Origin of the sequence: Chryseobacterium sp. WG14 (genome assembly GCF_024586945.1) — a bacterium.
Lineage (GTDB): Bacteria > Bacteroidota > Bacteroidia > Flavobacteriales > Weeksellaceae > Chryseobacterium.
Genome location: NZ_JALCZD010000012.1, coordinates 118,390 through 131,049, shown reverse-complemented (window position 1 = coordinate 131,049; position 12,660 = coordinate 118,390). Strand labels below are relative to the sequence as shown.

Sequence of the window (12,660 nt, the reverse complement as noted above, 5' to 3'; positions counted from 1 at the left end):
TAAGAATTATTGAAGATGAGAAGCTATACTGCCAACAAAAACGAAGAAAATAAAGACAGGGTAAAGAGTGCTTTGCTTACTGTCCTTATTTGGTCCGCCGTTTTGCTTTTTGTTTTTTTATATAAATTAAAACCCGAACTGGATAAAGATCCCGAGGTCATCACAACCATGCTTGTTAATTTCGGTGACAATAGAAACGGAAAAGGAATCGAAGAACCGGCCGAGCAACCGGGCAGTTTAGCGGCTGCTACGGAAGAGGTTACTCCCGAGCCGGCAGAAACACCCGTTCCTGAAACAAAGACGGTTGTAAAGCCCGAACCTGCACCTGAACCAAAGAAAGCTGAAGTGAAGGAAAAGGTGATCACAGGAAATAACTCGAAAACAACAGTTCCTAAAAAAGAGGAGTCAAAAAAAACAAATAAAAAAGAAACTACCAGCACCAGTGCCTCTAAAAACACTAAAAAAGCAGGGGCTGCCACTGCAAATTCCAAAACAGGAAATGGGGATGGAAAAGGGAATGCCGCTATCGGAAACCTGATCAAAGGAAGAGGTACAAAAGCAGGAAGTCAGGGAACTGGTGAAGGCATTGGAAACGCCGGAGATCCTTTAGGCGGAGACGGAAACGGAGACAGTAAGGTAGGAATAGACAGAAAGCTTGTTGGATATATTCCCGGAACAATGGGTAGAGGAGGAGCTCAGCCTGCTCATAGCTGTACTGCAAGTGGGTCTATTACCATTGCTTATACCGTAGATAAAGCAGGAAATGTAGTTTCTGCAAGAAGAGTAGGAGGCGTTTCAGATCCCTGTGTATCTTCTACATCCGTTACATGGGTTAAGAAGTATGTAAAGGCCGAAAAGGCCAGCACGTCTTCAACCGGAACTTATAAAATAACATTCTAAACATACAAAAGCACTTTATTCAAGTGCTTTTTTTATTTCATTAATTCTGTTGATGACAGGGAGAGCAAAAATTCCACTGGTCTGAAGATACAGCTCATAAAATGTTTTTGCTTTATCCAGAAGGTCATTGTTTTGACCTTGTTTTCCTGTGAAATAGAAAAGATTACCCAGCATTTCGTAATAATCTTTATGATCTCTTTCCTGTCTTTCGTTGACCATGTCTATCAGCTCTTCTTTCGTTTTTGAAGAGATTTCGGTAAAACTCATCTTAAAAATATCTCGCATCAGGGTATCAAAATCCAGTTCCTTCTGCATTAAACTTTCTTCCGGTTTATCTAAAATAAGCTTTTCCAGTGCCTGGGTTAATTGGCGGATGAGTCTTAGGGTAAATTCTTTATCTGTAATCATAATGGTTTGTTTTTGTTGCTAGTTGCTAGTTGCTAGTTGCTGATTATGTAGTTATGTTCGCCAGCTTAGCAGGACGTATTTTATAAAGTTGTTAATTTTTCCTCCTAAGAGTTTGTATTGCTCGGCTTTTTCTTTAAAGCCTGTACTTAATTCCGGGTAAAGCCTTATTATTTTTGATAGATGGCATACTGTTTCATCACAGCTAGCTTGAGAGTAGGTAAGAAATCTGATAAAGTCTCTTTTGTAATTATTTCTTCCATATCCTTCAGCAATATTGGTCACAACAGAATCTGCGGACCGTCTTAGCTGGCTGCCCAGCTCATATATTTCATATTTTGGTAATTTATAAATATCAAGTTTTTCGTAGCTCATTAATAACTTTTTAACAGTTAAAACTAATACCTGGCAACTATCAACTGGTTATGCAAAAAACAAATAGGCTAAAGCAATAGACGTAATAATACCCACAAGATCGGCGAGAAGCATGGCAATTACCGTGTATCTCGTGTTCTTTACCGCTACGGCGCCAAAATAAACGGCGATTACGTAGAAGGTGGTATCTGAGCTTCCCTGCAGAACGGCAGCAAGCTGTCCCTGGAAGCTGTCTGGTCCAAAAGTACTCATGGTATCCACCATCATTCCTCTTGCTCCCGAACCGGATAGAGGTTTGATGAGTGCTGTTGGAAGCCCATCAACAAATCGGGGATCAAGGCTGGCAATGTTGGCAACCCATTTCATTCCGTCAATGATTACATCAAAAACACCGGAGGTTCTTAATAACGAGATGGCAATTAACATTCCAACCAAATAAGGGATAATCTTTACACAGGTGGTAAAACCTTCTTTTGCTCCTTCAATAAAAGCATCAAAAACATTGATTTTCTTATAAACGGCACCCAGTACAATAGCCAGGAATATAAAGAGAATCAGTCCGTTGCTCAATACTTTGCTGAAATCGTCCAGTTCATCCTTGCTTAGCTGTACGAGATAAACTACCAGTAAAGCAATCACTGCAGAAATTCCTCCTACATAGGCAATAACTACCGGCCGAAGCAGATTGATCTTCTGATATAAAGAAACGATAATCATGGCAGCCAATGTTGCTGCAAAAGTAGCAATCATACAGGGAAGGAAGATATCAGTAGGTGTTTTTGAGCCCATTGATGCCCTGATGGCGATAATGGATACGGGAATCAGGGTCATTCCTCCGGCATGAAGGCAGAGAAACATGATCTGAGAGTTGCTGGCAGTATCTTTATTGGGATTCAAGCTTTGCAAACTTTCCATGGCTTTTAACCCAAAAGGAGTTGCCGCATTATCAAGTCCCAAAAGATTGGCACTGAAATTCATCAGCATATGTCCGAAAGCGGGATGATTTTTGGGAATATCGGGAAAGAGCTTTGAGAAAAAAGGTTGAATGAAACGGCTCAGAAGATTAATTCCTCCTGCTTTTTCAGCAATGCTCATGAACCCCATGAAAAGGGTCATGATACCAATAAGGCCAATACATATTTTTACGGCTGTTTCCGAAGTTCCGATGACACCATCAGCTTCCTGAACACGGTAAACCTTTACATTCTGCTTTAAAGAGTCTGTCTTATAGTGAATTCTGCTGTCTGCAAAATCATTTTTCTTCATCAGGTTGTCTCTGACAATGGGAGTGAGGGCGCTCATCTGCTGTGATGCAATTTGAACTGTATCTCCACCTTTCCCTACCACCATATCATTGAAAATGGTTTTGTAGTGACTTGATGAAATGTATTTTATACTTGCAATGGCAATGGCGATGATAATAAAAGCCGACCAAATTCTGCTGAGAACCATCCGATTTAATTAATTGTTTAAACTTATCAAAAATACTTTAAACCACAAAGGGGATAAAAGAATTAAACACTTTAGTTTCTGTAAAATAAATATCATGCAGCTGAGAAAAGTCCTTAATCTTTAAAAATCCTTGATTTCCACCTTTTGTATGCTGATTTATTTTAACGCTATGTTCGCCAAGATTTTATTGGGAAGTAAAAATTACGATCGCAGCGGAGTTAGCACTTGGCAGAGTTCATAAGTTAGAGATCCTTGCTGAACGAAGTGCCTTTGCGACCGAAAATATGCATAAGGATTTATCATCCCTTTGCGTATTCTCTGCGTTTGAAACAAAAAATATTACTCTTCAAGATAAACCAGATGACCTTCAAAATCATCATCCAGATTTTTCAGTACTTTGGCATCGTCCATTTTCTTTACCAACCCATCAATGAAGAAACTTTTTTCAAAGAACTGACGGTGAATACCAGGCAGGAGCTCCATGAAATAATCCATTCCGATTTTGTTATTATGAAGGTCCATTTTGGTTTCCAAAGGTTTATTGGGAAACAGTTCTTCATGCATATCCGTCATTCTTTTGCAAAAATCCAGTGCTTTTTTAGGGGAAGAAACCTTACAGCAGTATGAGGTGATGAAACAAGACCATAATGCATGCCTGAAGGCATTTCCTATGCCATTATTAGAGGCTGTTTCAGGGAATTTCTTCTGTGCAATGGCGAAAGCCTGAACGGTAGCATGAAAGCTTAATATGGCAAAAAGAGGATGGGGGAGAACAAGCGATAAAAGACGCATAATCTTTTTAAAGCTCATACTCCGGATGGTATCAAAAATTATTTTAAAAGTCCTCATAAATAAAAATCTCTCCCCAATTAGAGAGAGATTGTATTGTTTAGATTAAAGATACTATGCTTTTACCGCTAAAAAATTAACTGTTTTAGCTACAGTATCCTGAATTTCAGTTCTTTTTACAATAAAGTCTACAAATCCTTTTTCCTGTAAGAATTCTGATGTCTGGAATCCTTCCGGTAAATCTCTTCCGATCGTTTCACGGATAACTCTTGGTCCCGCAAACCCGATAAGAGCTCCCGGTTCAGCCATGATGATATCAGCCGTCATAGCGAAAGAAGCTGTAATTCCTCCAAAAGTAGGATCACAAAGGTAGGCGATATATAAAAGCCCCGCTTCTGAAAGCTGAGCTAGTTTAGCCTGAACTTTAGCCAGCTGCATCAAAGAATAAGTAGCTTCCTGCATTCTTGCTCCTCCAGACTGACAGATGATCATATAAGGAAGTTTATGCTGAATACAGTAATCTACTGCTCTTCTGATTTTTTCACCCATTACAGAACCTAAAGATCCTCCTATGAAAGCAAAATCCATACAAGAAACCACCATTTCAGTTCCTTTTACAGTACCTACAGCATTTCTGATGGAATCTGTAAGTTTTGTTTTAGCTTTTACTTCTTTTAAACGGTCTTTATACGGCTTTGTATCTTTGAAGTTTAAGATATCAATACTTTCAACATTAGCATCCAGTTCGGTAAATTTACCTCCGTCAAAAAGGATGTCAAAAAATTCTGCACTTCCTATTCTCACATGAAATCCGTCTTCAGGAGAAACATAGTTATTTCTCTTTAGTTCATCGTGTTCCACAACTTTTCCAGATGGAGTCTGATGCCAAAGGCCTTTTGGAACATCCTTTTTTTCATCAGTAGAAGTGGTAATGTTTTTTGCTTTTCTTTTAAACCAGTCGAATGCCATTTTTTATTTGTATTAATGTACGATGTATCATGCAAAATGTATAAAAACAGAGTGTTATGATTACTCTGTGCTTTATACATTTTACTTTTTACAAATTTATTTTAAAGTATTTACGTTATTTAAATCTTCAAATGCTTTCACCAATCTTGTAGAGAATGTATCCTCACCTTTTCTTACCCAAACTCTTGGGTCGTAGAATTTCTTGTTAGGTTTTTCCTCTCCTTCAGGGTTTCCGATTTGAGCTCTTAAATAATCAATATTGTTTACCATATAATCTCTTACTCCTTCTGTATATGCAAACTGAAGGTCAGTATCGATATTCATTTTGATGACTCCATAGTCGATAGCTTCTCTGATTTCTTCTAAGGTAGATCCTGAGCCTCCGTGGAATACAAAGTTGATCGGCTTGGCAGCAGTTCCGAACTTTTCCTGAACATATTTCTGAGAATTGTCAAGGATTTTTGGAGTAAGAACTACATTTCCTGGCTTGTAAACTCCGTGTACATTACCAAATGCAGCTGCAATAGTAAAGTTGTCAGAAATAGCTTTTAGTTTTTCATACGTATAGGCTACATCTTCCGGTTGAGTATATAATTTAGAATTATCAACGTCTGAATTGTCAACACCGTCTTCTTCTCCTCCTGTAACTCCTATTTCTACTTCAAGCGTCATTTTAAGTTTAGCCATTCTTTCGAAATATTCAGCTGAGATGTGAAGATTTTCTTCCAAAGATTCTTCAGAAAGGTCCAGCATGTGAGAAGAGTAAAGAGATTTTCCTGTCTGCTTGAAGAATTCTTCGTTAGCATCCATTAATCCGTCGATCCAAGGAAGTAATTTCTTAGCACAGTGGTCTGTGTGTAAAATTACCGTTGCTCCGTAAGCTTCTGCCAGAGTATGGATATGTTTTGCTCCTGCGATAGCTCCTAAGATGGCAGACTTTTGTCCGTCATTACTTAATCCTTTTCCTGCATTGAAAGCAGCTCCGCCATTTGAAAACTGGATAATTACAGGAGCATTTAATTTTGCTGCTGTTTCCATAGTAGCGTTTACGTTGCTTGATCCAATTACATTGACTGCAGGTAATGCAAATTTGTTTTCTTTAGCATACTGAAAAATATCAGTAACTAACTGACCTGTGGCAACTCCTGCCGGAAAAATTCTGCTCATGTTTTACTTTTTATTATAAATTTATTAGGTGTTTTTATTCCTGTAAAGGTAATCATTTTTAGGAAATGACTAATTTCTTTTGTCTCTTCCCCAAAGTAGCTTCTGGCGAATGGTTTCGTAGAAACTTAAATTATTCGGCTGTACCAGAAGAAGCTGAAAACTTGCCTTCCTGATGATGATTTCCTTATCTGTTTCAATGTGTATCAACCTGGAATCTAAGGAAAGAGAATACTGTGGTACACGGCTTTCCACTTTGAATTTTATTTCCACTTTATCATTCACTACTAAGGGTCTCACATTCAGGTTGTGAGGAGCAATTGGGGTAATGACAAAGTTTTCATTATTGGGAGAGATTATAGGGCCTCCGCAGCTTAATGAATAGGCGGTAGAGCCGGTGGGTGTTGAAATAATCACGCCATCTCCCCAAAATACATTCAGAAATTCATTATTGATGAATGAATCTACAGTAATCATTGATGTTGTTTCTTTCCTGGAAACGGTAACGTCATTGAGTGCATAAGGGAAAGAGCCTTCTAGCTTTGGAGAAACCACTTCTATCACAGAACGGCGGCTTGTTTTTACATCCCCTTTTAAGATAGAATCTAATTCTTTGAATGCTTCTTCTTTGGTGAAAAAAGCTAAAAATCCCAGTCTTCCGGTATTGACTCCTACGACAGGGATCTCAAGATCTTCGATAAAGGTTAAAGAATTAACAATGGTTCCGTCTCCACCAAAAGTGAAGAAAAGATCCACTTCTTTATCCACAAGATCCTGCTTATTGTTAAAAGTTTCGAAAATTTTTGAAAATTGAAGCGCTTCAGCCATTTCATCATACAGAACGGATTTTACACCTCTGCTTTCAAGCTCAGAGATAAACTTGCTTAAGTATAAAAAAGTATCAAGATCTTTTTTCTGAGAATATATAGCTGCCTTCATGTTATATTTCTATAAATTTTTGAAAAAAACCAAATCGGTCTTTAAACAGATCGGATTTCTCATCAGAATAATATTTCTCAACAATTCTGTAATCATACCGGTCAAAAGTAGAATCTATCGAGGCCAGGTTTTCATTACTGATCTTTATGGTGATGTGAATGACCTCATCAGACATAAAGCTTATAAATCCGCCATAAAATTTTGAGTTATTGCTTTCAATAATATTGGCGATCTCGGTCATTGAATATTTTCTGGCAGGAGTTTCTATGGTAAGAATAGCTCCGGTTTCTGAAAATAACGGATACCGGGAAAGGTCCTGAAAAACATCTTCACAGGTAATATACCCTAAATATTTTTCATTCTTATTGATTACAGGGATCACATTAGAGCTGAAAGTATAAAACAGCCGGATGCTATCCATAACATTGCTGTCTTCCAGAATGGCAAACCGTTCAAGCTGGTGTTCAAGATCCTTCAGTGTGCCTCCATCTTCCTCATAAAGGAAATCTTTGGCGATGGCCCCATAAAAATGGTGGGATTTTTTAATGAAAATATGGGAATATCCAAAGTCTTCCAACATATTCCTTGCTGACTCTATTGAGTCAGATAAGCTAAAACACGGAAAGTCTTTTGAGATATAGTCCTTGATAAACATTGTGCTAATTTATAAAAAATTAAATGAATCTTTTTCTGAAAACGCGACTTTTTTTGTGATCAGTCAAAAAAAATGACCTCAAAATTTGTTCGTGCCGAAAAAAAAAGTACCTTTGTCGCCTTTCATTTTTACTTTTTATTAGATTTATTTCAAACTGCACTGTCTATTAATGACATATGCAGTTTTTTTATTTTAGGGCTTTTGCAAACTCCCACATGACAATTCCGCCACATACACTTACATTAAGAGAGTGTTTTGTACCAAGCTGTGGAATTTCCAGAAAAACATCAATATTGGGTAATGCCTCATCACTTATTCCTTCTACTTCATTTCCTAAAATAAGGGCGTATTTTTTTGACCGGTCAATGGTAAAGTCTGTAATGATCTGACTGTTGGTAGTCTGTTCAATCCCTATAATTTCGTAATCTCTGCTTTTCAAATCAGCAATAGTGATATTAATATCCTTTTCATGTGCCCAGTCTACACTTTCTGTAGCTCCTAATGCCGCTTTATGGATCTCACGATGGGGTGGCTGAGGAGTGATTCCACAAAGAATTATTTTTTCAATCAAAAAAGCATCTGCTGTTCTGAAGGTTGCTCCTACATTATGCATGCTTCTGAGATTATCTAAAATGATAACCAATGGAATCTTTTCTACTTTTTTAAATGTTTCAACATCTATTCTGTTAAGCTCTTCCAGCTTTAGTTTCTGTACCAATTGTATTATTTTGTTGAGATTAATTTTCCGTCTCTGTAGACCTCTGTTTTTTCAATGCTTCCGTCTTCCCGGTAATAAATTCTGTTGCCATTGCGTTTATCATTGACTAATTCCGTTTCCCGTTCTAGTTTTCCGGAGGGATAATACGTTTTCCATTTCCCTTCAGCCAGTCCTTTTTCATGTTGCCCCACCTGTTTTATCGTTTTTCCGTCTTCGTGATAAAGGGTGCTCGCACCATCCAGTTTCCCGAATTTATAATTGGAAACCTCATTTATTTTCCCATTGGGAAAGTAGAATGTAGCGGTAGAACTATCATCATAGATATTTTTTTCGCCGTTTCTGTAATATTCTTTAGAGGTAAGAATGCCATTTTTGTCGTAATACTCCCAGGTTTTATATTTATATCCTTTTTTATTTTCTCCCTTGGCCTTTACTTTACCATTGTCGTGGTAATAAACAGCGTCACCATCTATCTTTCCCTTTTTCCATTCTACCACATTTTTTACCTGTCCATTTTCGTAAAATTCTTTACAGCTTCCTTCCTGTAATCCGTCTTTATAGCCGCAGGGTTTCTGAGCTGAAAGAGCAGCAGATGCGGAGAAAAGTAATATAAAAAAGTATTTCATAGCTATTTTTATTTCAAAAATACTAAAATACTTATATTTGGTTCAAAAATATACTATGAAAAAATTACTTACTTTATTCATATTGATGCTGGGCTTTATTTATTTGCACGCTCAGAATACGTATTATCCCCAAGCTTTTTTTGATAAAAAACTTGCCAGAGATATGCTGGCATTTGGAAATTCTACCATTGAAGGAGTAGCTTCTACAAAGCAAAAAACGACGTTTGGCATTAAGCCCCTATTGGGAGAAAAACATTATGCCAGACAAGGAACGGTGGTTATGCTTTTTCCGGTAACCCCTTATTTTGAGGAGTTTTATAATATGAGAAAGAAGTATGAAAATAAAAAAACTACCGTTTATATGTCCGAAGATGCTTTTAAATACAGAGTAGAAGCGTTAACAGATGACCGGGGTAGATTTAAGTTTGAAAAACTGAAGCCCGGGAAGTATTATCTTGAAACAATTATCAATTTTACGGCAACGGCAAATTATCAGAAACAAACAGGCACAACAGATACTTACAATGGTATGGGAGGCTATATGTATTCTACTCCTATATACAATACATTTTTCTACGGATATTCTGCGGCTAACCGGGAAAGTAAGTTTGTTGAAATTAAAGCAGACGGTGAACTTAAAGAAATCAGCCTTTAAAAGGTTGATTTCTTATTTTCTACCCATAATCTGATGAACATTTTTTTCAATATTCTGTGCCAGCATCTCCATAGGAATGTCATTTTCATCATTATTAAAAGGATCTTCAATTTCTTCTGCAATAAGCTCTAAACTCATCAGGACATAATATACAAAGACCGTAAGGGGAATCATAAACAGCCCGATAGTAATGACATACGCAATGGGAAGGGCAAAGACATACAGAATAATAAACTTCTTAATAAAAGAGGAATATGAATAAGGGATAGGAGTATTTTTAATTCTTTCGCAGCCTCCGCATACATCCAAAAAACCAGAAAGCTGAGTATCCAGATAAACCATTTCAATCTCTGAAACTTTACCTTCTTTTTTTAATTGATTCAGTTTATGGCTTAAAAGGATAACAATTTCGCTTGGCCCATGGTTTTTTAATGATTGTTCAATCTCAGAATAATCCTCATCCAAAGCCAGCCTTGTAGATTCTTTGGAAAGATGTTTTGCCAGAAAGTGAGGAAAAAATTTTAAATATCTTGCGATCTGCTCAGCATCCTGACGGCTGTCACCCAGAATTGTATTTATTTTTACTGCAAAATTTCTGGAATCATTCACCAGCTTTCCCCATAATTTTCTTCCTTCCCACCATCTGTCATACGCGGTATTGGTCCTGAAAACCAATAAGAGCGATAGCACAAACCCCAGTAAGGAGTGGATCATTCCTACATTACTGATCCCTGATTTTGAAGTCAGGTGAAAATATTCCACTTCTAAATATTGAATCCCCCAGGAATATAATCCTATAAGAATCATACTTGGGAAAAGTATTTTTAAAGTGTCACTTTTGTGTAAGCTGAAAAGTATTTTAAGGAAATGCTTGGTATTATAGGCTCTCATAAATTCGCATATACTACAAATATAATTTTTTTTCAATTAGTGTTCGCGTACGGGAAACCGTAAAATATATTCTGATAAAGCTCTTTATTTTGTTAAAAAAATAAAATGAGCTATTATAGAAAAGGGCATTTCAAAAAAAATGGAACATGGGTGAGTGGACATTATGTAAATACTTTTGGCAGAAAAAAAGGCTCTGGAAGTCCTCAGGGCTGTGCTGTTATTATTTTTGGAGGAATAATTTGGGTGTTGTTATATGTATTAAAATAAAGCATGTAATTCATCATTCTGTCCTTTTTCTGGCAGGCTTATGTAATGGATAAATAGTGTCTCTAATCTTCTGTCTCTTTGTTATTTGTCATTTTTACTTTCTATAACGTTTCCGCAGGTTTCAAAAAATCACTATTTTTATTTCGCACAAAATATCAAAATAATGATCCTCGAAAACGTAGATGTAGTCAATGATATCAGTAAAGAAGATTTTCAAAAGAATTATTTTAAAAAACAAAAACCTCTTCTGATTAAAAATTTTGCCAGCCGATGGGAAGCTTTTGATCAGTGGAATCTGGGCTATATCCGTGACAAAGCTGGTGAGCAGGAAGTTCCGTTATATGATAATAAACCGGCTGATGCTGCTAAAAATTCAGATGCTCCGGTAACAAAGATGAAAATGAAGGATTATATTGATACCATAAAAACTAAGCCTTCAGATCTTCGCATTTTTTTTTATATCATTACAGACAGGCTTCCGGAACTGCTTAAGAATTTTACATATCCGGATTTGGGGATAAAGTTTTTTAAAAGACTTCCTACGCTTTTTTTTGGAGGAAGTGAGGCACATGTTTTAATGCATTATGATGTGGACCTGGGAGACTTTATGCATATTCATTTTGAAGGGAAGAAGAGGATTTTATTATTTGATCAGAAGCAGTCTGCCTTTTTATATAAAGTGCCGTTATCTGTTCATACCATCTATGATGTGGACTATGAGAATCCGGATTATGAAAAATTTCCGGCATTGAAATATGCGGAAGGATATGAAATTTTCATGGAACATGGTGATGCCCTTTTTATTCCGGGAGCATTCTGGCATTTCAACAGATATCTGGAGCCTGGCTTTTCATTATCCCTGAGGGCACTTCCCAATAAACCGAAGGTTTTTGCCAATATGCTGTATCATGTTTTCATTATGAGATATACCGATAAACTTATGCGTAAACTTTTTAAGGCTGATTGGGTAAATTATAAACAAAAATGGGCGTATAAAAAAAGCTCTGAAGCCTTGGAAAAACATTTGAAAACTGAAAAGTAACCTATCGAAGTTTAGAATGTTTGGTTTTAACGCTAAGCTCGCAAGATTTCTAATATATTAATTTTATAAGGGTTCGCAAAGGCGTTACACTCAGCTAAACCATTATAATACTTTGATAAGTGTAACGCCTTTGCAGACGAAAAAAATGCTGAAAATTAGTTTCTTTGTGATCCTTGCGTTTTATCTTATACTTTAAATTCTGGTTATTTATTGATCAGTCCAAAAAGTTTCGCATCCACGAATTTTCCTTTTTCAAAGAAATAGTCTTTTAAAGTACCTTCTTCATTAAAGTTTAAGGAAGATAAAAGTTTTTCGGAAGAGATATTCTCCGGATCGATAAAAGCATCTACACGGTGTAATTGCATACTCTCCAACCCGAATGTTAAAATAGGAAGAATAGCTTCCTTCATATAGGATTGCCTCCAGAATATGGGATTCAGTTCATAGCCAATCTCTGCTCTGAAATGTTCCGGATACCAGTTGTGATAGCCACAGGTGCCTATTACCTTATTTTCAGATTTCAGTTCCAGCGCCCATCGGAATCCCTTTCCTTTTTCAAATTCACTGTTAAAGTGCCGGATAATGTTTACCGCATCTTCTTCTGTTTTGAATGCTTCCAGATCATAATATTTCATTACTTCCTCCAAAGAAAAATACTCGAAAAGGTCTTTTGAGTCTTCAGGGGTAAGTTGGCGCAGCAGAAGTCTTTCAGTTTCTAACACAGGAAATTCCATAGACTGTATTTTAAGGTGAAAATACAATTAATTCCTGATAGGGGAAAGTATATCAGAGATTACCGATAAACAATTCTGT

General features: G+C 36.8%; 16 protein-coding genes. 4 read left to right on the top strand and 12 right to left on the bottom strand.

What is annotated here, in order from left to right; all coding sequences use genetic code 11:
* Positions 1–15: 15 nt before the first annotated feature.
* Positions 16–900 carry a ferric siderophore ABC transporter substrate-binding protein gene (locus MP478_RS18325; RefSeq protein ID WP_257190144.1) on the top strand — a complete coding sequence of 295 codons (885 nt, stop codon included), beginning with the start codon at positions 16–18 and terminating at the stop codon, positions 898–900.
* Positions 901–915: 15 nt separating this feature from the next.
* Here the strand turns inward: MP478_RS18325 and MP478_RS18320 are convergent, their stop codons facing one another.
* From MP478_RS18320 to MP478_RS18275, 10 genes are all read right to left on the bottom strand, one after another.
* Positions 916–1,308, bottom strand: coding sequence for a hypothetical protein (locus tag MP478_RS18320; RefSeq protein WP_257201259.1), 393 nt, complete (start codon positions 1,306–1,308; stop codon positions 916–918).
* 51 nt (positions 1,309–1,359) lie between these two features.
* Positions 1,360–1,680: a four helix bundle protein gene (locus MP478_RS18315; protein ID WP_257201258.1), complete on the bottom strand. Its 321-nt coding sequence runs from the start codon at positions 1,678–1,680 to the stop codon at positions 1,360–1,362.
* Positions 1,681–1,728: 48 nt separating this feature from the next.
* Positions 1,729–3,132: a nucleoside recognition domain-containing protein gene (locus MP478_RS18310; protein ID WP_257201257.1), complete on the bottom strand. Its 1,404-nt coding sequence runs from the start codon at positions 3,130–3,132 to the stop codon at positions 1,729–1,731.
* Positions 3,133–3,471: 339 nt separating this feature from the next.
* Entirely contained in the window at positions 3,472–3,981 is a 510-nt protein-coding gene (locus MP478_RS18305) for a hypothetical protein (RefSeq protein ID WP_230033286.1), read from the bottom strand.
* A gap of 54 nt (positions 3,982–4,035) precedes the next feature.
* The gene (accD, locus tag MP478_RS18300) at positions 4,036–4,890 is read right to left on the bottom strand and encodes an acetyl-CoA carboxylase, carboxyltransferase subunit beta (protein WP_230033288.1); all 855 of its coding nucleotides are present in this window, start codon (positions 4,888–4,890) and stop codon (positions 4,036–4,038) included.
* A 96-nt stretch (positions 4,891–4,986) separates the two neighbouring features.
* Positions 4,987–6,057 carry a class II fructose-bisphosphate aldolase gene (gene fbaA, locus MP478_RS18295; protein WP_209800764.1) on the bottom strand — a complete coding sequence of 357 codons (1,071 nt, stop codon included), beginning with the start codon at positions 6,055–6,057 and terminating at the stop codon, positions 4,987–4,989.
* Between the two features lie 69 nt (positions 6,058–6,126).
* A complete protein-coding gene (locus MP478_RS18290) occupies positions 6,127–6,993 on the bottom strand; it encodes an NAD kinase (protein WP_047484464.1) in 867 nt (288 codons plus the stop codon).
* Position 6,994: 1 nt separating this feature from the next.
* On the bottom strand, positions 6,995–7,648 hold the full coding sequence (locus MP478_RS18285) for a CBS domain-containing protein (protein WP_115919380.1): 654 nt from the start codon (positions 7,646–7,648) through the stop codon (positions 6,995–6,997).
* 187 nt (positions 7,649–7,835) lie between these two features.
* Positions 7,836–8,366 carry an RNA methyltransferase gene (locus MP478_RS18280; RefSeq protein ID WP_230033292.1) on the bottom strand — a complete coding sequence of 177 codons (531 nt, stop codon included), beginning with the start codon at positions 8,364–8,366 and terminating at the stop codon, positions 7,836–7,838.
* A 5-nt stretch (positions 8,367–8,371) separates the two neighbouring features.
* Entirely contained in the window at positions 8,372–8,992 is a 621-nt protein-coding gene (locus MP478_RS18275; protein WP_230033294.1) for a toxin-antitoxin system YwqK family antitoxin, read from the bottom strand.
* Between the two features lie 55 nt (positions 8,993–9,047).
* Between MP478_RS18275 and MP478_RS18270 the strand changes: the two genes are divergently transcribed.
* Complete coding sequence (locus tag MP478_RS18270; RefSeq protein WP_230033296.1) at positions 9,048–9,647, top strand: hypothetical protein; 600 nt, start codon at positions 9,048–9,050, stop codon at positions 9,645–9,647.
* A 12-nt stretch (positions 9,648–9,659) separates the two neighbouring features.
* Here the strand turns inward: MP478_RS18270 and MP478_RS18265 are convergent, their stop codons facing one another.
* Complete coding sequence (locus tag MP478_RS18265; protein ID WP_257190151.1) at positions 9,660–10,538, bottom strand: bestrophin family protein; 879 nt, start codon at positions 10,536–10,538, stop codon at positions 9,660–9,662.
* Between the two features lie 105 nt (positions 10,539–10,643).
* Between MP478_RS18265 and MP478_RS18260 the strand changes: the two genes are divergently transcribed.
* Positions 10,644–10,805, top strand: a complete 162-nt coding sequence (locus MP478_RS18260) for a hypothetical protein (protein WP_257190153.1) — start codon at positions 10,644–10,646, stop codon at positions 10,803–10,805.
* A 163-nt stretch (positions 10,806–10,968) separates the two neighbouring features.
* Entirely contained in the window at positions 10,969–11,847 is an 879-nt protein-coding gene (locus MP478_RS18255; protein ID WP_257190154.1) for a cupin-like domain-containing protein, read from the top strand.
* 203 nt (positions 11,848–12,050) lie between these two features.
* Here the strand turns inward: MP478_RS18255 and MP478_RS18250 are convergent, their stop codons facing one another.
* Positions 12,051–12,581: a GNAT family N-acetyltransferase gene (locus MP478_RS18250; RefSeq protein ID WP_230033302.1), complete on the bottom strand. Its 531-nt coding sequence runs from the start codon at positions 12,579–12,581 to the stop codon at positions 12,051–12,053.
* Positions 12,582–12,660: the final 79 nt, after the last annotated feature.

Bases quoted from the DNA above. Each gene is read 5' to 3' on its own strand.
- MP478_RS18325 (WP_257190144.1), top strand. From the start codon at position 16: ATGAGAAGCTATACTGCCAACAAAAACGAAGAAAATAAAGACAGGGTA.
- MP478_RS18320 (WP_257201259.1), bottom strand. From the start codon at position 1,308: ATGATTACAGATAAAGAATTTACCCTAAGACTCATCCGCCAATTAACC.
- MP478_RS18315 (WP_257201258.1), bottom strand. From the start codon at position 1,680: ATGAGCTACGAAAAACTTGATATTTATAAATTACCAAAATATGAAATA.
- MP478_RS18310 (WP_257201257.1), bottom strand. From the start codon at position 3,132: ATGGTTCTCAGCAGAATTTGGTCGGCTTTTATTATCATCGCCATTGCC.
- MP478_RS18305 (WP_230033286.1), bottom strand. From the start codon at position 3,981: ATGAGGACTTTTAAAATAATTTTTGATACCATCCGGAGTATGAGCTTT.
- accD (WP_230033288.1), bottom strand. From the start codon at position 4,890: ATGGCATTCGACTGGTTTAAAAGAAAAGCAAAAAACATTACCACTTCT.
- fbaA (WP_209800764.1), bottom strand. From the start codon at position 6,057: ATGAGCAGAATTTTTCCGGCAGGAGTTGCCACAGGTCAGTTAGTTACT.
- MP478_RS18290 (WP_047484464.1), bottom strand. From the start codon at position 6,993: ATGAAGGCAGCTATATATTCTCAGAAAAAAGATCTTGATACTTTTTTA.
- MP478_RS18285 (WP_115919380.1), bottom strand. From the start codon at position 7,648: ATGTTTATCAAGGACTATATCTCAAAAGACTTTCCGTGTTTTAGCTTA.
- MP478_RS18275 (WP_230033294.1), bottom strand. From the start codon at position 8,992: ATGAAATACTTTTTTATATTACTTTTCTCCGCATCTGCTGCTCTTTCA.
- MP478_RS18270 (WP_230033296.1), top strand. From the start codon at position 9,048: ATGAAAAAATTACTTACTTTATTCATATTGATGCTGGGCTTTATTTAT.
- MP478_RS18265 (WP_257190151.1), bottom strand. From the start codon at position 10,538: ATGAGAGCCTATAATACCAAGCATTTCCTTAAAATACTTTTCAGCTTA.
- MP478_RS18260 (WP_257190153.1), top strand. From the start codon at position 10,644: ATGAGCTATTATAGAAAAGGGCATTTCAAAAAAAATGGAACATGGGTG.
- MP478_RS18255 (WP_257190154.1), top strand. From the start codon at position 10,969: ATGATCCTCGAAAACGTAGATGTAGTCAATGATATCAGTAAAGAAGAT.
- MP478_RS18250 (WP_230033302.1), bottom strand. From the start codon at position 12,581: ATGGAATTTCCTGTGTTAGAAACTGAAAGACTTCTGCTGCGCCAACTT.